This is a genomic window from Schlesneria sphaerica (genome assembly GCF_044336245.1).
GTDB lineage: Bacteria > Planctomycetota > Planctomycetia > Planctomycetales > Planctomycetaceae > Schlesneria > Schlesneria sphaerica.
Map to the genome: position 1 here is coordinate 6,689,279 of NZ_CP172346.1, position 19,788 is coordinate 6,709,066.

At 55.8% G+C, this 19,788-nt stretch carries 15 protein-coding genes; 9 read left to right on the top strand and 6 right to left on the bottom strand.

The genetic code is table 11. The features are described 5' to 3' along the window. The first annotated feature begins 17 nt into the window (after positions 1-17). Positions 18-605: a chemotaxis protein CheB gene (locus tag ACGY09_RS24045; protein WP_397571905.1), complete on the top strand. Its 588-nt coding sequence runs from the start codon at positions 18-20 to the stop codon at positions 603-605. Further along, positions 602-2,284: a response regulator gene (locus tag ACGY09_RS24050; protein ID WP_397569748.1), complete on the top strand. Its 1,683-nt coding sequence runs from the start codon at positions 602-604 to the stop codon at positions 2,282-2,284. The genes ACGY09_RS24045 and ACGY09_RS24050 overlap by 4 nt, the downstream gene beginning before the upstream one ends. Before the next feature lie 288 nt (positions 2,285-2,572). Here the strand turns inward: ACGY09_RS24050 and ACGY09_RS24055 are convergent, their stop codons facing one another. Beyond that, positions 2,573-2,863, bottom strand: a complete 291-nt coding sequence (locus ACGY09_RS24055) for a transcriptional regulator (protein WP_373652432.1) — start codon at positions 2,861-2,863, stop codon at positions 2,573-2,575. 386 nt (positions 2,864-3,249) lie between these two features. Here ACGY09_RS24055 and ACGY09_RS24060 point away from each other — a divergent pair, with 386 nt between their 5' ends. Both ACGY09_RS24060 and ACGY09_RS24065 read left to right on the top strand, forming a co-directional pair. Next, the gene (locus ACGY09_RS24060; RefSeq protein ID WP_397569749.1) at positions 3,250-6,147 is read left to right on the top strand and encodes a DUF4398 domain-containing protein; all 2,898 of its coding nucleotides are present in this window, start codon (positions 3,250-3,252) and stop codon (positions 6,145-6,147) included. A gap of 37 nt (positions 6,148-6,184) precedes the next feature. Then, positions 6,185-7,717, top strand: a complete 1,533-nt coding sequence (locus tag ACGY09_RS24065) for a hypothetical protein (RefSeq protein ID WP_397569750.1) — start codon at positions 6,185-6,187, stop codon at positions 7,715-7,717. 9 nt (positions 7,718-7,726) lie between these two features. On the opposite strand, the gene ACGY09_RS24070 is transcribed toward ACGY09_RS24065, so the two are convergent. Further along, entirely contained in the window at positions 7,727-8,683 is a 957-nt protein-coding gene (locus ACGY09_RS24070; RefSeq protein ID WP_397569751.1) for an aldo/keto reductase, read from the bottom strand. A 193-nt stretch (positions 8,684-8,876) separates the two neighbouring features. Next, positions 8,877-9,734: a polyprenol monophosphomannose synthase gene (locus ACGY09_RS24075; protein WP_397569752.1), complete on the bottom strand. Its 858-nt coding sequence runs from the start codon at positions 9,732-9,734 to the stop codon at positions 8,877-8,879. A gap of 297 nt (positions 9,735-10,031) precedes the next feature. On the opposite strand from ACGY09_RS24075, the gene ACGY09_RS24080 reads away from it, so the two are divergent. Next, on the top strand, positions 10,032-10,466 hold the full coding sequence (locus tag ACGY09_RS24080) for a nuclear transport factor 2 family protein (RefSeq protein ID WP_397569753.1): 435 nt from the start codon (positions 10,032-10,034) through the stop codon (positions 10,464-10,466). Positions 10,467-10,520: 54 nt separating this feature from the next. On the opposite strand, the gene ACGY09_RS24085 is transcribed toward ACGY09_RS24080, so the two are convergent. After that, the gene (locus ACGY09_RS24085; protein WP_373652426.1) at positions 10,521-11,207 is read right to left on the bottom strand and encodes an ankyrin repeat domain-containing protein; all 687 of its coding nucleotides are present in this window, start codon (positions 11,205-11,207) and stop codon (positions 10,521-10,523) included. A 215-nt stretch (positions 11,208-11,422) separates the two neighbouring features. Next, positions 11,423-13,156, bottom strand: coding sequence for a CRTAC1 family protein (locus tag ACGY09_RS24090; RefSeq protein WP_397569754.1), 1,734 nt, complete (start codon positions 13,154-13,156; stop codon positions 11,423-11,425). A gap of 230 nt (positions 13,157-13,386) precedes the next feature. Between ACGY09_RS24090 and ACGY09_RS24095 the strand changes: the two genes are divergently transcribed. Then, positions 13,387-14,394, top strand: a complete 1,008-nt coding sequence (locus ACGY09_RS24095) for a DUF1559 domain-containing protein (protein WP_373652424.1) — start codon at positions 13,387-13,389, stop codon at positions 14,392-14,394. A 200-nt stretch (positions 14,395-14,594) separates the two neighbouring features. Continuing rightward, positions 14,595-15,086 carry a hypothetical protein gene (locus ACGY09_RS24100; RefSeq protein WP_373652423.1) on the top strand — a complete coding sequence of 164 codons (492 nt, stop codon included), beginning with the start codon at positions 14,595-14,597 and terminating at the stop codon, positions 15,084-15,086. An 87-nt stretch (positions 15,087-15,173) separates the two neighbouring features. Here the strand turns inward: ACGY09_RS24100 and ACGY09_RS24105 are convergent, their stop codons facing one another. Further along, the gene (locus tag ACGY09_RS24105) at positions 15,174-16,550 is read right to left on the bottom strand and encodes a tetratricopeptide repeat protein (RefSeq protein WP_397569755.1); all 1,377 of its coding nucleotides are present in this window, start codon (positions 16,548-16,550) and stop codon (positions 15,174-15,176) included. A 169-nt stretch (positions 16,551-16,719) separates the two neighbouring features. Here ACGY09_RS24105 and ACGY09_RS24110 point away from each other — a divergent pair, with 169 nt between their 5' ends. Next, the gene (locus ACGY09_RS24110; protein WP_397569756.1) at positions 16,720-18,306 is read left to right on the top strand and encodes an FG-GAP repeat domain-containing protein; all 1,587 of its coding nucleotides are present in this window, start codon (positions 16,720-16,722) and stop codon (positions 18,304-18,306) included. A gap of 295 nt (positions 18,307-18,601) precedes the next feature. Next, on the top strand, positions 18,602-19,741 hold the full coding sequence (locus ACGY09_RS24115) for a tetratricopeptide repeat protein (RefSeq protein WP_397569757.1): 1,140 nt from the start codon (positions 18,602-18,604) through the stop codon (positions 19,739-19,741). Positions 19,742-19,788 lie beyond the last annotated feature (47 nt).

The window sequence follows — 19,788 nt, forward strand, 5'->3', positions numbered from 1 at the left end:
ATGGGCTGACCCCTGCCATGAAGGTGGAATCTCGCCAACAGGTCGCTGCCGTTGTGATCGGTGCGTCTGCGGGGGCTTTAGAGGCCCTTTCGACGCTGTTGCCCCCCCTCCCGTCGACGTTTTCAGTGCCGATTCTCTGTGTCGTGCACCTGCATCCCGATATGAAAAGCTCGATCGCCGAATGCCTGAGCCACAAGTGTCTGATCAGGGTCTGCGAGGCCGAGGACAAAGAGCCACTCGTGGGTGGTACTGTTTATCTCGCACCCCCCGATTACCATCTGCTGGTGGAAGACAACAGTCGCCTCTCGCTATCAAACGAGGCACCAGAGTATTTCTCACGTCCCTCGATCGATGTGCTGTTCGAATCGGCCGCTGATGTTTACGGACGGAACCTGATTGGGGTCATCTTAACAGGAGCCAACCGCGATGGGGCGCGAGGATTGAAAGCCATTGAAGATGCCGGAGGTACTGTTCTGGTCCAATCACCCGATACGGCATACGCTCGAGAAATGCCACAGTCAGCACTCGATGCGTGCACTCACGCTCGGGCCCTTACCCTCCAACAGATTGCAACTTACCTGATGGAGGCCGTGTTGCAGCGATGACTAGCGCAGTTGAACCTGTTTATTTTCTACTTGTGGACGATCTGGAAGAGAATCTCTTCGCGCTCGAAGCACTGTTACGGCGTGAGGGACTGGTTCTGCTGAAAGCCCGATCGGGTGTCGAAGCGCTTGAGTATTTGCTTCAGAAGGAGGTCGCGCTAGCTATCGTCGATGTTCAGATGCCGGGAATGGATGGATTTGAACTGGCGGAGCTCATGCGAGGAAGCGAACGGACTCGGCGTGTTCCGATCATTTTCCTGACGGCGGGGGCTTCGGACTGGAATCGGCGTTTTCGCGGGTACGAGGCGGGAGCGGTCGATTTCCTTCAAAAGCCGATCGAAGCCGATGTGATCAAAAGCAAGGCCGAGGTGTTTTTTGAGCTCTTCAAACAGCGTCAGGAAGTCGCTCATCAACGGGATGAACTCAAAACCGCGTCGGAAGAGATCAAGCGGCTGTTAAAAGAAAGCCTGATGTACGCGCAGGCGCTGCGTGACGCCGACCAAAGGAAAGACGACTTTCTGGCTATGCTGGCGCACGAATTGCGCAACCCGCTTGCACCGGTCAGGAATGCGGTCGAAATCCTGAGACTTCCGGGCGTGACAGAAGTCGAGATCGCTCAGACGCGAGAGATCATCTTCCGCCAGGTAACGCACATGGTCCGTCTGGTGGATGATCTGCTGGATGTGGCAAGAATTGCGCGGGGGAAAATTGCCCTGCGGATCGAGCGGTGCGACGTGGGCGCAATCGTGCGACAAACCACAGAAGACTACCGACAGACACTGGCGGACGCGGGGGTCACCCTGAAGCTGAATGTGGCAGCAGCCCCGATGTGGGCTTCCGGCGATCCAATTCGAATTGCGCAGATCTTCGGTAATCTGCTGCACAACGCGGCCAAATTTACGCCGCGTGGCGGGTTAGTCGAAATCTCTGCCTGGCCTGATGTGCAGACATCGCAGGCCGTCATTTTCGTTCGAGACACCGGGGTGGGACTGGACGAGGCCGTACTTCAGAATCTTTTCGAGCCCTTTTCCCAGGCAGACCAGAAGCTGGATCGTGACAAAGGTGGCCTCGGACTGGGCCTTGCACTGGTTAAAGGCCTGGTGGAGCTTCATTCCGGGTCGGTTGTGGCGGAGAGCGACGGAGTTGGTAAAGGCTCCAAATTCACGCTCCGGATTCCACTCGAACCAGATTCGATCGGAAAGCTTGAAAAGCTGGCGAGTGACAGCTCGCAGGACGAAGAATGCCGGTTACGAATTCTGCTGGTAGAAGACAATCGCGATGCCGCCATCACACTCAAAATGCTGCTGACCCTGATGGGCCACGATGTGTGCGTTGCACATGACGGCCCTGAGGGATTGGCGCTGGCATTGTCGGTATTGCCCGAGGTCGTCATCTCGGATCTGGGACTTCCAGGCGCAATCGATGGATATTCACTCGCGAATGCATTGCGAGCCGAGCCGAATTTGTCGGATGTCTATCTGATTGCCCTTAGTGGCTACGGACAGGACGACGACCGGCGAAAAACAGAAGGTGCGGGATTCCACCGGCATTTCGTAAAACCTGTGGAGCCGGAAAGTTTGAAAGACGCCTTAAACGACTTTGTTCTTCAGCGTCGGCGCGCCAAAGTGCAGAGACCGATGGCGTCGGTCCCAGAGACGAACGGTGACCAGCCTCACCTGTAGGGCATCGTCAAGGAATCACAATTGGCTGCCACTGAAGGACTGTGCTCAGTGGCGCAGAGCTTTGTCCCGCGCCAATAACGAGAAAAACGTCACTTCGCGGACGACCCGGAAGCAGTGCCATCAGGCCCGAAAATCCAGTTATGGACATCCATCATTCGGAGGGAATGCCGATGGGACCCCTGCGTTGATACCCACCATCGGCCGGCACGGACGACCTGTTCCAACAGGAAAGGGTTCCGCGGACACTTGCCGGACAGGAAAGAGTTTCAAAGTAACTAACCCGCAGGATTAGCCTTCCATCCGTTGACGCAGTTCGTCCCGCTCGCGGCGAGTAATCTCGAGATCAAACATCAAATATTTGATATCGACTCGCAGTTGTGAGAGGGCTTCCTGTACGCGTTCCAGAGTCTGATTGCGGCGGAGAGCCGTGTTCAGAACGCGTTGGAAGGCGACTTCCAGTTCCGGAGGCCGGGTCGGCGAGAGCGTGTCAATCAATTGTCCAAGTTCTGACAACTCCTCAGGCACGACATCGTCGTCCTGTGGAGTTGGGATGTTGAACCGTCGATTACTTGGGCTCACGAATGATTCCTTCTCGCCGTAATTTGTACAGTACTCTGGCTCATGCCTTCGTGATCCGATTGTGTTCTGCAGACCGGAGCGTTCACAATCAAAAAACTGGTCGGCGTCACAGTTTTGCGGCATCTGTGGCCGATTGTTCCGTCCCGTCACAATTCACCTAGGCGATTCTTGGGAAGTCCATTAGGATTATCGACTTAACTCGTTCGAAAAGGATTGCCGACAAGCGAGTGTATCATTGAATTTGCCCAGATGGTGCGGTCGCACCGCACCGGAGTGGGGATCTGATCGGTTATACGAGTTATGCCGTCAGATTCGCTCTCGAATTGCATTGCAGAAACGAAGCGACTTTGAAGCCGACCAGTTTGTACTCAGGGACGAGTCCATTCATGCCAAAATTGACATTCATCGTCGTGCTGTTGGCGTTGTGGTTTCTTCCACGAACAACTCTTAATGCAGGGGATTTTACGGCCGAATTTGAAGGGCCGGAAAATTCGTGGCAGGTGCGGCTGCGCGCACAGGATGCAAGTCTTGCGATCCACCAGCGCCGACGCGGGGCGGGTCGCGAGGGGGGCGCAGAAGTCATTCGCGTTAATTCCCTCAAAGAGAATACGCCCGTTCGGATTGAACATCCATTACCTCCCGCCACTGTACTGGATGAGCTTGAGGTGGCGGTGTGGGTGAAATCGGATCGGGAAGGATTTTCACTCGCATTGAAAGTCATCCTGCCCGAGTTTATCGATCCTGAGACCAACGCGCCGTGCACGCTCATTATTGTCGGGGACCAGTACCGGACTCCGGGGCAGTGGCAACAATTGAAATGCCAGACGAAGGAACGGGCTGTCCGAGAACAACTGCAACTGAAGCGGGCGCTCAAACAGATCACCCGTGACCCGCGAGAGATGTACGTCGACCAGGTGATTCTGGGGGGGCAGCTTCCACCCGGTCCCACTGACGTTGCTCTGGATGATTTGTCGGTAAGGCCGTTTGTCGCTTACGAAAAAACACTCAAGGCAACGGACCCGGAATCGATTCAGCAGGCCGGGAAGTCAACCGACAATCCGCGGCCGGCGGTCGCCGCGGCGCGAATTCCTGTTCAGTTTCGACTGCACCGACTTTCAGTCGAGGATCGCCCGTTCTTTCCCCGGATGATCACCTACCAGAACGAGCGCCCCGAAGTCCTCGCCGATGCCGGCGCCAATGTTGTCTGGGTACCTGACTTTGAAGATTCTGTCGTCACCGGACAACTTCGTCGGCAAGGGCTGTGGGTCACTGCGGCACCTCCCTATGCAAAGGGGGCCGACGGTGAGGCACTGGATTCTGAAGATGCCAGCCTGCTTCCATTCGGCACGAACACGTCTTCGGTTCTTTTCTGGATGCTGGGAGCACGCATGAAACTGGATGGTCCTCCCAAGCTGACGAGCTGGACCAACCAAATCCGCGACGCCGATCGGGGCGTTCGGCGACCCATTGCGGCGGATGTGATCGAGAACGAGCGGCTCGTATCCCGGCACGTTGACATGTTGGGAGTCAGTCGACATGTCATTCACAGCATCTGCTCGCTGGCCGACTATCGTGACTGGATGATTCAACGACGCGAGCAGGCGTGGCCTGATTCATTCTGCTTTACCTGGATTCAAACGGAACCGGCACCTCAGGTCAGCGATCTGGCTCGAGGCGTGCGGACGCGACCGATGCTGGAGCCTGAACAGATCCGGCTACAGGTCTACGCCGCTTTGGGGGCGGGTTGCCGTGGACTGGGTTTCTGGACGACGACTCCGTTAGACGAGGACTCGCCGGCTGCACGCGAGCGACTGCTGGCTCTGTCGCAACTGAATCTCGAACTCCAACTCTTCGAGCCCTGGATTGCATCGGGTGGTAAGCCCGAACTGGTCACATTCGCCATCGATACCCCACGCCAGCAGTACAGTATCGGCGTCCGGGGAATTCGGCCTGTTACTCCCCCTGCCAGTCCGGCAAGTCGGGCGAGGAATGCGAAGATCCTGGCTGCGAACCAATCACGTGAACTTAAGGCGGCAATGATCGGATCGGACCGGGGGGCTCTGCTGTTGCCAATGTGGCTCGAAGAAAACAGCCAGTTTGTGCCTGGGCCACTCGCCGCACGGAATATGTCGATCATCGTTCCCGGTGGGGGGGAGACAGCAGCGGCGTGGGAGATCACGACGACCGGTCGCCTCAGAAATCTCAATCGCGAACCGGCCGCAGGAGGTGTGAAGATCAGTCTTCCACGGTTGGATCAGACAGCCGCGATCCTGCTGACGTCGGACCAGCAACTCGTCGCGGAACTGAACGAACAGATCGCCAGCATTCAAGATCGAAGCGCCTACCTCTGTGTCGAACTGGCGAAGTTGAAAATGGCCCGCGTTCTCGAAATCGACCAGACCCTTCAGGGAATGGGGGTTGGTCGACCGGAAGCGCCGCAACTGATTTCTGATGCGAGGCAGCAACTGGACAAAGCCGAGTCTGCAATGCAGGCGGGTAACTACTTTGAAGCACAGCAGCACGCATCGGAAGCACTCCAGTTTGCTCGTCTCTTGCAGAGAAACCACTGGGAGTACGCCATTCAGTCGATGCCGAATGTCACTTCGAGCCCGTGGGCCGTATCGTTTCAGTCACTGCCCGAGCACTGGAGTCTGATGAGACGGATCGGTCAGCTCGGCTCGCTGGACTCGGAAGAGAATCTGCTTCCGTCCGGTGAGTTCGAAGACATCAAAACTCTGATCGGAGAGCATTGGAAGCATGAGCAATCGATGCTTGAGACCGTCCAGTCCATCGCCGAACTGCATCACGTCGCCAGACAGGGTGATTTCAGTTTGAGACTCGCGGCGAGCCCGCTACCGGGCGGACCAGTTCCCAGTGTCATTTCGAGTGCTCCGGTAACCGTCGTTTCCCCCAGTGTTACGGTTCACAAAGGTCAGTTCGTGAAGATCACAGGCTGGGTCAAAATTCCCGCGACGATCGTGGGGAGCATTGAAGGGGCTCTCATCTACGACAGCCTGCTGGGAAAATCCGGCGCGGTGAGGCTCAAGGCCGCACAAGACTGGCGGCAATTTGAATTGATACGCCCGGTCCCCGAATCTCAGGACATGTCAGTGACCATCGCACTGCAGGGATTGGGGGAAATTCTGCTGGACGATCTGCGGATTGTGGCGGTCGAGTTGGAAGCGGACTACGATGTCCCTTCACCCGCTGTTCCGTCGCTTGAACCTGTCAAGTTTTCACCGCTGGACCTGCGACGGTTGAATCCCCTGCAACGCCGCAAATAGCTCGTGCAGATTCCCGTCCCGGGCAGGAGAAGTTCTGATGGATGATTCAGAATCGATCTGTCCGGATCATCTCTACGGGCGAATGGATTCGATCTCTGAACGATTGCGAACCGAGGTGTTCCTGTATTGGTGTCTTCAGCGTGAAGCCGTGCGGGGCTGGAACTTTTTCGTATTGCTCACTCCGGTCTTCCTTGCCGGAGTCGTGCTCAAGCTGATGGCGGCAACCTGGTATCCTGGATTAGGAATCCATCTACAGCGGGCCCTGTGGGGAGTTTCCGCATTCAGTCTTGTACTGGGGAGCATCCGTCATGTTTCCGGAGCGGTCTGCTGGGAAGTTTCTGACGAACTGAATGACTTAGTGAAGCTGACGGGGATCGATCCGGTCACGTTGATTTTCTGCAAATCCTTCTGTCGCTGGTTGACGATTCTGCTGTCGCTGCTGCTGCTGGTCCCGTTATGGGGCTTCGTACTGACGATGGGGCCATTGGATACTGGGATCGCATTTGCGGCAGTGAGCTGGCTGTTTCTGCTGACGGTGTTGATGTCGGGATTTGCGCTGATCTCCAGCGTTTCCTCAAAGCCAAAAGGCAATCCGGACAGAGCGGCCGCAGTCGCAACGCTGGCATGGGGGATTCTGTACAATTTTCTGTTCGGATTTGCCGGGGCCGTGATGGGCTTTCTCGATTGGCACCAGGGCATGGTCGCGATGATCAATCTGACACCGATCGTTGCCGTGACTCGAACTCTCATTTTTCCCGGCACGTTCTCGTGCTTAGACATCTCTTACTGGCTGCATCTGATGACAGGTTCGATCTGCATCTGGCGGGCAGTGCTGACCATGCAGAAAAGGTTTCGGGTCACCACTGAGGGGAATCCGACTGCGGAGCACAAGTCGCGAGTCGATCTCATAAACTCAACCCCTCACTTTTTGCGACCTCGTTGCACTGATCGTCCATTGCGATGGAAGGACCAGTACATCCTGGGAGGGGGACAGTTTTCCCGATCCTGCTGGCGAGTGGTGGCTTTTTTGATCTTGATTGGTGTCGTGTTGGGGATTGCGAAGGGAGAGGCTCTGGTTCTGGGAATCGCCGCGATCTGCCTGGTCATACTGGCGATCACCGTCCGTTTCGATGCCCTGGTCACGGCAGAGTTTCGACATCAGACGTGGAACAGCCTCATGCTGCTTCCCTCGGACCCCATGCAAGTGATCGTCGAGAAATTCCGCACAGCAGTCTGGGAGTTCGACGGCCTGTTCATTCCCCTCGTCTGCGCTGTGGGGGCCGGGGCCGTCGACAGGCCATGGGTGATGGTCATGGTGTTGGCCATCGCACTCCCATCGGGTGCGCTCTTGATGCAATCTTCGGTGATCGGTCAGCTCTATTCCCAGTGCTGGTGGACCGGACCCGGTTTGATGATTCTTTTCATCGGTTTGATTTTTATGATCGTGAGTTTCTGGATGGCCCTTCCCACTGAAGTTGCTTTCACTTCAAATCTGGCCATTCTGATCGCCACGATTGTCGCATTTCATTTGCACGTTCGCTGGAGACTGAATACCTGGACTGATGAATAGATCGTCCTCTCAGACGTCGCGCGAAAGGCTGGCGACACGGTTGCTGACTTCCGCATACAGGTCCTGCGGCAACGGACCGGTGGAAGCCGCGGCGATGTTCTCAGACAAGTGTTGCGGGTTGCACGTCCCGACGATCGTGGTATGGCAGCAGGGATGAGTGAGTGTATACCGCAACACAAGCTCTGCCCGTTTCATCCCTGACGGCAGAACCTCATCGAGCCGGGCACGCGTCCAGACATCATTGAGTGCGGGACGCTGAATCTCGGCGTCGGGCCCCCCTTGAGCGATCCCGCCCCGGACGATGATTCCCGCTCCCGTCTCCGCCGCCTGAGTAATCAGATCATGGTGCTCTGGGGCCAGGCAGGAGTACGGAATCTGGAATGTGTCAAAGACGTTGAGTGCAATCATGCCCGGCAACTCGGGCAGACTGCTTGAAACACCCATGAACCGGATCAGCCCCTGCGATTTGAAGTTCAGCAGCAGGTCGATCAGGCCGTTTCGCTGCAAGCTGTCCGCATCTCCACCGTGGAATTGCAGAATGTCGAGATGATCGGTTTGAAGTTGATGCAGGCTGCTTTCGAGATTTCTGGTGATGACATCCTGACTCCAGGTATGCCTGGTCTCCAGATGGTCAGCATGCTGGATGGGTGCACAACCACATTTTGTGGCCAGAAAATATTCGGAGCGTCGCTGACCGATAAACTGCCCGATTCGCTGTTCCGTGATGCCGTAGTCCGGAGCCGTGTCGATGAAGTTGATCCCCGAATCGAGAACCAGATTCAGAAAACGATCGGCCGCTTCGTCACTGACGACTCGCACCCCCCACGTCCGAGGACCGCGAAGTCCCATGCTTCCGTAACCGAGCTGACTGACTTCCAGTCCGGTCCGTCCAAGTCGCTTTTTCAGCATATCCCCGCCCCAGGTCAATACCCGCCGCTTGGCGTTGTCGATGTGATCAATCCGCACGTGAATCGAATTCACTCTACCGGAATTGGCCCGTCAGGTGGGGGTATTTCCCCGGACAATTTGCCGGGGTGAACGGATCCACGCGGATCACCTGGCGAGATGGTGTCCGCTGTCCTGCAGATGATTCTGCTGGGACTGACTGTGAAGAGGGTATTTGCGAGCCCGTTCTTGGGAATGAACTCCACGACGGTGCTTAAGCGGCACGGCTGGATTGCCTGGGCATCGGCATCGCTGAATTGCTGCACTCCTCGCGCTGAAACTTCACCGTTGCGGGAAATGTCTGCTGTGCCGGTTCGTCGTGCGTCACCGGAGTTTCGCGGATCCCTTCCAGTCCCAGCAGGAACAGGTCGCGAAGCGAGCGGATGATTTCCGGGATGTTGATCTTGGATTGTCCAACGATACGGTCTTCGAAGCGGATGGGGGTTTCGACGATGCGGCAGCCAATTCGAGTGCAGCGATAGAGGAATTCTTCCTGGAAGGCGTAGCCCTTCGAACGGATTTTGCCGAAGTCCAGTTCCTGTAATTTGCTGACGCGGTAGCAGCGGAATGCGCCGCTGCAGTCTTTAGCCTTCAGCCCAAGCAGGATGTGCGAGTACCAGTTGATCGACTGACTCATGAAGTGTCGAGTGAGACTCCATCCCGAGATGCTCCCTCCGGGTACATACCGGGAGCCAATTCCGATATCAGCGACTTCCATGCTTCCATTCAAAGCAGGAAGGTAGCGCGGATGATGGCTGAAATCGGCATCCATGTTCAGGACAAATTCGTAGTTGTGATCGATGGCCCACTGAAATCCGGCAATGGTGGCCGCGCCGAGTCCCTCTTTGGCCGTTCTGAGCAGCAACTTGATGCGGTGATCTTGTGCCATCATCTGCCGTACCACATCGGCAGTTCCGTCAGGCGAGCTGTCGTCAACGACGAGCACATGTGCGTCGGGAAGCTGCTCCAGCACTTGCGGAACAAGCTTGGCGATATTTTCTCGCTCATTGTACGTGCACAGTGTGACCACGAGTCGATTCGGAACGGCGGTCGTAGCGGCTGCAGTGGACATCAGTAACTCCTGTGAGGTTCGGCTGGTCGGGATAATCGTCGAAGTGGGAAAATGCGTCTAGACCAAGCCGATTACCTGATTGCCTGTTGATTCGGCTGCCTCATCGGTTCTCGCGACTTGAAATTGTGGTTGACCGTGACGGGAAGGTCGTCCGGGTCACTCACCTCGTTCCGCCTCCGATCTCTCGGGAAGGGAACATTTGTGCCCTCCGGATTTACTTCCGGGACAGATGAAGTGCATGATTACGGGTCGGTTCAGTTTGTTGCGTGTCGTTCACAAGGATCCGGAGGGAAACTGATGCCAGCACCAGACGCTTCGCCCAATTTGAAAAAACTTCAAGTCGCGTATCGAGAATGGAATGATTCGCGTGGGGAATCTGTCCAGCAATGGCTGGATCTGATGTGTGACGATGTCAGGATGACCTCGTTGTCGGATGGGAACGCGGGAATGGAGTTTACTAAAGCGCTCACGGGGAAGGAGCAGGCAAAGAACTACTTCAACGAATTACGTGCCACCTGGGAGATGCTCTACTTCCATGCTGACGAATTCATCGAGCAGGGCGACCGTGTCGTCATGCTGGGACGCTGCTCGTTCAAAAGTAAATTGACGGGGAAGTCGGCTGAGTCGCCAAAGGCAGACTTCTTCCGCTTTCGAGATGGCAAGATCGTGGAATATTTCGATTTCTACGACACCGCAAAGGCCTATGCCGCCGCAACACCCGACCCCACCTGATGATTTTTCGCGTGGTGTGTGAAACCAAGAGAGCGAGAGAGAGTGTGTGTGGCCTCACGGGGCGTTTGCGGGATCCTTGAGACCCTCCCCTTTTTCCGGCTCCGCTTTCTTTTTTGCTTCTTCGTTCATTTTCAGGAACGGATTCGGCTTCAGTTCGACGTACCGGATGGACTGGAGATAGTCCAGCACGTTCGCGGACCGCTCGCCCCCCACTTGTGCATGGAAGTGCAGCGAAAAGCCGTGCGGTCCTTTGACATCGATCAGCCTGGGCTGGAACGTGAGCAGTGTCCTGACGATATCCACTTGCCCCAGCATGGCCGAGCAGAAAATGTCTGGACGGGCTCCCCGCTCCAACAGAAGTTCTACGATGTCGTGTCGACCGCAGTGTGATGCTGCGCCGAGTCCACTTTCCCAGTCGTTCGCTCCCCAATTGATGGTCGAAAGGACCAGCCCCGGCTCTTTCTCCAGCAATCGTTTGACCATCTCAATGTCCGTGTGTGCGAACATCACGAAGTCCTGAATGAGTAAGCGGTTGATCTGGGGATTTTTCCACTTGGGCTGAAATGCAGGTGCTTCGTAGTCTCGTTCGAAGGGAGCTTCTCGCGGCCCCGCAGGTGACGCGTTGGCTTTGGCGGCATCGGTAGCAGCACTTTCCTGGCCTCGTAACGATGCGGCCGTTGACAGGAATGCTCCGGCCGTCATGGCGGCGAACGAACGGCGTGAACAGGCATCGTGATTCATGTGCTGGTTTCCTGTTGAAAGTCCGTTGGCAGGTTGCCTGAACAGAGGCCCGGACCTGGAACTTAATTCATCTCTCTAACGAGGTGTTAGGCCCACCTATCCAAAGGACGATGTCTGCAATGCTGCCACGACGTGGCTGCGGTTGAGCTTCCCATTCAGGCCTGCAAGTTCCGGCGGGAACGAACGCGTGAGATTCGACCTGAGCGTGATATGTCTTACCCCCGTTTTTCCAAGGCAGCGACCTCATCGCTGGGGGGCTCGACGATGACGGAATATTGACTGAACTGTGGAGAAGACAAAATCTGCACCTGACCTGACGGCCAGGTAATCTCGATGGAAACGTTCTCTGCTGCCTCGGGGACATGAAACAGGACACGCGAGTCAGATGTTGAGAGGTAGCTGGCACCGCTGGTGATAAATCGGGTCTGGCGGGCCGAATCATACCGCAGCACAATCCGTGTTCCGATCGGGTCCCGGGATGTGGTGCGACCGACAAGTTGCAGTCCGATCCAACGAGAAGTATGGGGAGTTGTGTTTTCGAGGACGACGGTGGGAGCCAGGATTTGCGAGACCGCAAGGTCAATCCGTCCGTCGTTGTCCAGATCGCAGGCAGACAGACCTCGGCCAAGATGCCCCGTCGTGAAATAGGAGCCCGCCTTCGCGGCGACGCTCGAGAAGAGCCGTCCGTCCTGGTTTTCGAGCAGAATGGGGACCTGAAAACGGGGAGATGTGGGGGAGTGGCGGTTGGCGTGGCCCGTGGCAATACAGACGTCTTCATCCCCGTCACCATCGAAGTCCCGCAGGCAAATTCCCCAGCCCACGTATTCGGATCCAATCCCTGTGATTCCTAAGGGCTGGCTTACATGCTGGAAGTAGCTTCCCGGCATTGCCCGATACAAGGCCATGGACTCTTTCTCGAAATTGGTGACCCAGAGATCAGGCAGCATATCTCCGTTAAAATCATTCCCTTCCAAGCCCATACTGCCATCAGGCAGACCTCGTTCATTTCGATCTGCACCGCTCACGATCGAGACATCGCTGAAGGTGCCTCCGTTGTTCTGGTAGACGAAATTCGGTTCTCCGTCATTTGCGACGTACAGGTCCAGATCAAGATCTCCATCGAGATCGATTGACAGGACGCCCAACCCCTTTCCTCCGGGTGAAAAGCCCAAATCGGAATGGGCAGACCTGAACCGCCCATCCCCTGTCCCGAGGAATGCCGAGTCATCGAGTGATACAAAGTTACGCGGGGCGCATGTGTCGCGAAGATTAGAGGGGCGTTCCAGGCAAACGGGATTATTCTCGAAGGACCAGTTTGCGTAATGGGCGACGTAAAGGTCCAGAACTCCATCCCCGTTAAAGTCTCCCCAGGCTGCCGCAGTACTCCAGGAATCGTCGATGAGTTCACTCTGGCGAGTCACATCCTGAAAGTGGCCATCGCCCGTGTTGTGCAAAAGTTGAACTCCACCGTAGCCCGTGATGATCACGTCGCAAAATCCATCGTTGTCAAAATCAGCGGCGTAGGCACCGTGTGAGAAAAAGGCAGCGGGCGGAAAGAGATGTGTTAAATCAACCCCCTTCCAGTTTCCGATGTTACGGTAGAACCCTGTCGGTTTGGGCTTGATCTGATTTTCGGGAAGCAATTCGCCTCCGCCAGCGATGATCAGGTCGAACATCCCGTCCCGGTCATAGTCCAAGGTCGCCAGACCTCCCCCAATCGCTTCGATAATCGCGAAATACTCGCTGTTTTCTCCATTATCGTAAGAGAACGGCTTCGCAAAGAAATCCGGTTTTTCGACGAAAGTGATCGGTGCCGAAAGACTTGCGGGCGTTGGTTCAGACTGGCTGAGAGGGGCTTCCGGAATTTCAGAATTTTGTTGGCAGCTCGACAGGAAAATGACGCATAAGGTCGCAAGCAGGGGCAGAACAGATTGCTTGTCAAAACGCATTATTGATCACCCAGATCGTGTAAGATTTTGAAGAGCCTACTGTTCAGATTAAAGATTCATGAAATTTTTGTGTTGCGAATTCATAACGAACTAGGTAAAAAAGTTCCATCAATTTCAATTGACTCGATGAAATCTCAAATTCTCTCTCTTCCCTTCTGATTTGTCGTTGACTCGTTTCTTGCGAGCCACGTTTTCGTTGCGTCGTTCTCACATTTCTCGGAGATCGTTCTATGCTGCGCCGAATTCGGAATCAGGGGTTTACTTTGATCGAATTGCTGGTGGTGATTGCCATCATTGCAGTTCTGATCGCATTGCTGCTGCCTGCAGTTCAACAGGCACGCGAAGCAGCTCGTCGAACACAGTGCAAGAACAACGTCAAGCAACTGGGCTTGGCAATGCACAATTACCATGACACCCATAACCGCTTTCCTAACAACAGTCTGCAGTGGGGATACCCAGCGCTGACGCCCGAGTGGACCGCCACTCAGCATGGTACAGAACTGACGATGATTCTCCCTTTCATCGATCAAGCGCCATTGTACAACCAGATCAATTTCTTTATTCCCAACGCAGAAACGATTGTCGTAAATGGTAAGCCAATTTACGACATCATCATCCCCGCCTTCATTTGCCCGACGTCGACTTCACCCGACACCACGGGCCGTGCGAAGACGAACTATGCTCCATCGCTCGGTGCACAGCGAATGGACGTCAACGGCGGAACTGGCTGCCCTGGCTTGTATCCACCACACGGTCCCCTGGTAGACCCACAGCACGCCGCTCGCGGTGGCACAAATGCGGGTGGTTACTTCGGTACCGGACCAGCCGGTCACTCAAACACTTGGAATCCTGCTGAAATCTCCGGAATGTTCAGCCGCGGAATCTGGGCCGCCCGCATGCGGGACGTCACCGACGGTACCAGCAACACGATTCTGATGGGGGAAATTCGTCCCGAGTGTGCTGACCATCAAAACAACGGCTGGTTCCACAACAACTCGATCTGGACCGCTACGACGGCTCCGATCAACTTCCCAACCTGTCCACAGTCGCCTCCGCGAGCAGATAACTGCCACCGGGCCGATACCTGGAACACGTCACAGGGATTCAAGTCACAGCACACAGGCGGCGCTCACTTCCTGTTCTGCGACGGATCGGTCCAGTTCCTTAGCGAAAACATCGATTACGGCACCTATCAGCGAATGGGTGATCGACGTGATGGTAACACCGTTTCCTTCTAGTGGTCCGTGTGGTTCAGGCCTTCTCTTAGCCTCTTGGCTAAAGATGACCGCCTGATTCAAAGTGCTGAACTGCCAAGGGGCGCGTCGAACGACGCGCCTCTTGTGCTTCCGTCTGAACCCTTGCGACAGCAGACATCTGTCATGCAAGAGATAATGTCCTCTTATGGTTTTCTCGCTTTGTTTGTGACTCGGAGGTTTCGATGCTGTCTCGTTGTGCTCTGTTCGCAGTAATCGCCATTATCGGGTGTGGCGGCGGGGGCTCCACCCTGAAAGTTGTTCCTGTCTCGGGAACCGTGAACTATAAGGGGCAGCCGGTGAAAGGTGCTGTCGTTACTTTCGCAACAGATAAAACGCCGCGAACGGCAGTGGGAGTCTGCGACGCGAGCGGAAAGTTTAAGCTCACGACAATCAATTCCAACGACGGAGCAGTCCCTGGAGAGCACGTTATTACCATCGTGACGTTGCCAGAGCCCGGCAGTGCTATGCCTGCCAATGCCTCCCCGACGGACTACCTGGCACAGATGCAGCAGGCCCAGCAGAGCTCAAAGGGAAAGAAGCTGCAACCACCCGGCGCCGGAAACACAGGAAAACTGATTCCTGCCAAATACGCAGACGCCTCAAAATCAGGGCTCAAGCGAACTGTGGTTCCGGGTGAAAAGAACGATTTCACGTTCGATTTGACGGACGACTAACCGTAGATAACTTGTTCTGGCACTGAAAACTTAGCCGACAACAGTTTGCTGACGGGCTACTCTGGTACTTCTCGACTCCTCTTGTGGTTACCGCGAGAGGAGTTTTTCGTTTTCTGACTTGTCTGCTGGGGAATCCGTCGGGCTTTTGCTCGGTTGTCTCGCACGTTCCAGATAGACGTTAGCGAGCTTGTGATTCTCTGCGGACGGGGGATCAAGCGACTGGTAATAGTCCCCCAGTGCGAGGTTGGCGTCCCGATTTCCGGGATCAAGGTTCAGGACCGACTGCAGCCAGGAGACACCTCGCTTGGGGTCTCCATACTTCAACAGCGTTTTCCCGATATCGAGTCTCAACTCCAGGTTAGCGGGATCACCGGCGACTTCGACCTGGAGTTTGTCGACCCTGCTGAGTTGAGCTTCCGATTCCACAACGCGATGCGCCTCGCTGGTCGCCTCATCGATTCGACCGGCACCCCGCAGAGCTCGAGCCAGTGCATGGCCCACTTCGAGAGATCTCGGCTGCAATTTTTTGACTTGTTCGAGGCATTCCACTGCGATCTGGAAGTTGCCCTGATCGAGAGCCAGTAGTCCCTGTTCCAGCTTCAGATCTTCGTCAGGGAGTTTCCCCGGGTCGGTGATTTGATCGAGCGCCGCCTGGCTCTGGGCGTGGTTGCCGAGGACACGCTCACAATGGGCAATTTGGAGGCTGGCACGGTCGTGGTATTGAGTATCCGTCAGTAGCGTCTGCAGCAGCGCCCTGGCCGGTTCGATCTTCCTGTCCGCCAAAAGGGCGAGAGCACGTCTCATCTTGATTTCGGACGAGTGTGGAGCCCGTTTCATCGCCTGAAGGTAAGCAGCGTCTGCCTCTTTGAATCTTCCTGCATTCTGGAGGACCTGCGCACGTATCAGCTCGGGCTGGGGGTCATACGGATAATCCTTCGACCAGGAATCGATCACGGCCAACGCCCGTTCCTGCTGAAAATTCAGCAGCAGTCCGCCGACGTATGCTTCGCAAACCTCACCGGAATCTTCGTTAGCGTTGACGAGAATGTCGGGCAGCTTTGCCTCGACTTCTCTTAAACGTCCAACTTGAGCCAGCATCAGGACCTGTTCGCGTTCGAGCAGCCTGGCAGGATAGCCTTGCTCCAGCGCAGCCTGCATGGAATTACGAAATCGATCGAGGTCACCCAGTCTGCGGTAAGCGCGGGCGCGGAGAAACTCGATTTCCCCATGGTAAGTTCCAAACCACCGGGCTCGGTCCAGCCAAGCCAGGGCTGGTTGGGGTTCTCGCCTGGCGAGCAGCGTCCTGGCGCGGGCAACGATCAACACAGGAGTGAGGAAGAATCCGGCTGCGAGCAGCGCAATCACAATCAGCCCAATTCCGACTCGTTTCCTGACGGGGCTATCTGGTGTCGCGGTGGTCGCTGATGGTTTTTTCCTCTGGGATGCCGGCTTCTTCTGAGTCATCGATCACGCTTAGCAACGGGTTGCAAACTGAAGTTCAAAGGCCTACTCTAAAAACACTTCCGCCCAATGTCCTTACGACGGTCATCCATGAGCCGCTGGGCCATACCCCCGGGTTCACTGGCCACTATATCAGAATTGCTGCTGCGCAGGATTTCATGGAGCTGTGATTGTGCGTCATTGGAGTTGTGACCGTAACCGGAATCGTCTGCTGACGCTCTTCCCGCTGATTTGTTTGCTGACTGTTCCCGCTTGCGGGCCATCGGGATCCATGCCGGGTACGTTATCCACTGGCGGTACCGCAGGGGAAATTGCGGAAGAACGGCATATCGTCGAATTCTGTTCGAAGTGCCATCAACCACCTGACCCTGCCTCGTTCCCGAAGAATCGCTGGGTACACGAGGTCTACCAGGGATATCGCTTCTTCGCAGAATCGAATCCCAAAAGCGATATCAAGCCTCCCGAGAAACCTCGCGCGATTGATTACTACACCAGTCGCGCCCCCGAGACATTGCCTGATCCGGAACCGATCCGCTTTGCTGCGGAATCTTCTCCGCGATTTCGATTGGCACCGGAGTATGATCCCGAGCCCGTCGAGTACCCGATGATTTCGTTCCTGAGCTGGAAGAAGTGGACCAACGACGGAACGGAACGGCTCGTTATGGCTGACATGAGCGGCGGGACGGTCTCGTACTGGGACCCGGAATCAAAGAGCTATTCCAAGCTGGCCAGCATTCCTCATCCTTCGCAATTTGAATGGTCTGACATTGATCAGGACGGCGTCCTCGAGATGGTGGTTGCCGATCTGGGCAGCGTGGAGCCAGCCGATCACGACCGAGGAAATGTCTACCTGCTCAAGCAGCAACCGAACGACGCCTGGAGCTCAACGACTGTCGCCTCGGGATTGGGGCGAGTCTGTGAAGTTCGTACCGCCGACTTCAATGGTGACGGTCGACTGGACATCGTCGTTGCCGAGTTTGGCTGGCATAAGAAAGGGGGAATCCGGATCATGGAACAGCGTGCGTCCAGTGACGGGACACCCAGGTTTCAGATCCGCCGACTGGATGAACGGCACGGAGCGATCCGAGTCCCTCCTGTTGATCTCGATCAGGATGGAGATATCGATTTCGTCGCACTGATTGCGCAGGAATACGAGGCAGTTGAAGTCTTCGTGAATCGGGGCGACGCTCGATTTGATAATCAGGAGCTCTCCCCCCCTCGTGAGCCCGCATTCGGGTTGAATGGCCTGGAAGCGGCTGACCTCGACGGCGACGGCGATATCGATTTCGTCGTCACAAACGGAGACATGTTTGATAACTTCATGATCAAGCCTTATCACCAGTTACGCTGGCTGGAGAATCTGGGCTCGCTGCAGTTTGCTGACCATCACCTGGCCTGCATGCCGGGGGTTTGCGGAGCGGCATTTGGTGATCTTGATCTGGATGGTGATCTCGACATCGTCACCTCCAGTTGTTTCCCGCTGCGGGTGATCAACGGGATGAGTGCCGAACAACTGGCGGCGATCCCCTCGGCCATTTGGTTTGAACAGACTGAACCGGGCAAGTTTTCGCCTCATCCGCTGGAGTTTGGTAATCCACTCCATGCGTCTCAGGTTCTTGCCGATGTCGATTCTGACGGCGATCTCGACATCGTGCTCGGGCTCTTCGGACCCAATCCGGACCAGAAACGCCCCCCCTTCACCGTCTACGAAAATTTGACACGGAGCAGAACAACTCCGACGAGTGCTTCCGTCGAGTGACACGCCACGTCGAGAAAACAACATGGGCCGAACGTCCTTCGTTCCCTGACGATTCGGATGTTGTGAGCGATGAACACCGAACGGCTATCGCGGGGTGCGCGGATGAAGGCTGTTGTCGCGAGTGCGGCTCTTTCGCATTGCTTACTTTGTCCTTGTGGTACACTGAGCAACACCTTCCCAGTCCGAATCAATATCTCTGGTGGATCACCGGTTAATGTCGATGTGCCCTCCTGAAAATCGAACGAGAAGAACCAGACCGAAAGCGTCGCGACGGATGGGATGGGACCGCATCCTCATGATTGCGGTCTGGGCGGGTCTAACGTGTTGCCTGACGTCGGGCTGTGGTTCATTCCGATCGACTCAGGCGAGCGATCCCATTGCGGAGATCGACCGTCTGGCCCGGAAAGAAGAACCGGGCGAACTGATGGAGCGAATCATTCAGGGAGAAGAAGCCTGTGGCGGACCGGAAGGACAGGCGGTCCTGCGAGCAGCCTATTACCTGAAGCGGCAGGAATTTGACCGGGCCCTCTACTACATGGCCAAGGTTTCTCCCGTTGGTCCGTACCGGTCTACCTCATTATGGATTGCTGGAGAAGCACTTTTTCAGACGGGTCAGTTGACGAAGGCCATTCAAATCCTGAACAGCCTCGTCGCGGAATTCCCGGACGATGTCGAGGGTCACCGTTGTCTGGCCGCCATCTATTTCGACATCAGCGCGATGCAAGAGGCACGGACAGAATTACATGAAGTCATCCGACTGGCTCCCGATGACTATCGGCCACATCATCTGCTGGGCCAGATTGACCTTGATTTTGAGAAACACGCTTTCGCCGTCGAGCACTACAAAAAAGCGTTAGAACTGTGCAAGATCCCCGAGCGGCAACTCGAACTCCGGCAAGGGTTGGCATTGTCGTTGCAGGGGGATCGCCAGTTCGCCGAACTCCTTGCAACGGTTTCTCCAGAGGAACCCGATCCCCAGCTACAGGTCTGTCGTGCCGACGCCTTGTGGAGCCAGGGGAAGGTCGACGAGGCGCAACAGACGCTGGAGACAATTCTCGAGAAGCAACCCTCTTTCCCCGACGCCTTGTTACTGTCTGCACGGATTGATCTCGATCAAAGCAAGCTGGATTCCGCAGAAAAGAAGCTTCAGAAACTTCTCGAGACTGACCCCCACCATGTTGTCGCTCGTTATCAGCTTGCACAGGTCCAGCGCCAGGCAGGCAAGATGGACGCGTTTCAGGAGTCGATGAAGTTAAAGGAAGAAACGCAAAAATTGATGGATCAGCTGGTGGAACTCAATCAGCAGATTATCGATCGTCCGGGCCAACCCGATTTGTGCCTGCAGATTGCGGACGTTGCCGACCAGCTTGGTAAACACGAACTGGCCGAATCCTGGAGAAAAGCCGCCTTCGGTCTTCAGTCCTCATCGCCATAGCGTGCATTGCTGTCCGAAATTGAGCCGTACGCCGCCCCCGAGTTCGT

Excerpts from the sequence above, each read along its gene's own strand:
- ACGY09_RS24045 (WP_397571905.1), top strand. The coding sequence starts at position 18 with ATGAAGGTGGAATCTCGCCAACAGGTCGCTGCCGTTGTGATCGGTGCG.
- ACGY09_RS24050 (WP_397569748.1), top strand. The coding sequence starts at position 602 with ATGACTAGCGCAGTTGAACCTGTTTATTTTCTACTTGTGGACGATCTG.
- ACGY09_RS24060 (WP_397569749.1), top strand. The coding sequence starts at position 3,250 with ATGCCAAAATTGACATTCATCGTCGTGCTGTTGGCGTTGTGGTTTCTT.
- ACGY09_RS24065 (WP_397569750.1), top strand. The coding sequence starts at position 6,185 with ATGGATGATTCAGAATCGATCTGTCCGGATCATCTCTACGGGCGAATG.
- ACGY09_RS24075 (WP_397569752.1), bottom strand. The coding sequence starts at position 9,734 with ATGTCCACTGCAGCCGCTACGACCGCCGTTCCGAATCGACTCGTGGTC.
- ACGY09_RS24080 (WP_397569753.1), top strand. The coding sequence starts at position 10,032 with ATGCCAGCACCAGACGCTTCGCCCAATTTGAAAAAACTTCAAGTCGCG.
- ACGY09_RS24085 (WP_373652426.1), bottom strand. The coding sequence starts at position 11,207 with ATGAATCACGATGCCTGTTCACGCCGTTCGTTCGCCGCCATGACGGCC.
- ACGY09_RS24090 (WP_397569754.1), bottom strand. The coding sequence starts at position 13,156 with ATGCGTTTTGACAAGCAATCTGTTCTGCCCCTGCTTGCGACCTTATGC.
- ACGY09_RS24095 (WP_373652424.1), top strand. The coding sequence starts at position 13,387 with ATGCTGCGCCGAATTCGGAATCAGGGGTTTACTTTGATCGAATTGCTG.
- ACGY09_RS24100 (WP_373652423.1), top strand. The coding sequence starts at position 14,595 with ATGCTGTCTCGTTGTGCTCTGTTCGCAGTAATCGCCATTATCGGGTGT.
- ACGY09_RS24105 (WP_397569755.1), bottom strand. The coding sequence starts at position 16,550 with ATGACTCAGAAGAAGCCGGCATCCCAGAGGAAAAAACCATCAGCGACC.
- ACGY09_RS24115 (WP_397569757.1), top strand. The coding sequence starts at position 18,602 with ATGATTGCGGTCTGGGCGGGTCTAACGTGTTGCCTGACGTCGGGCTGT.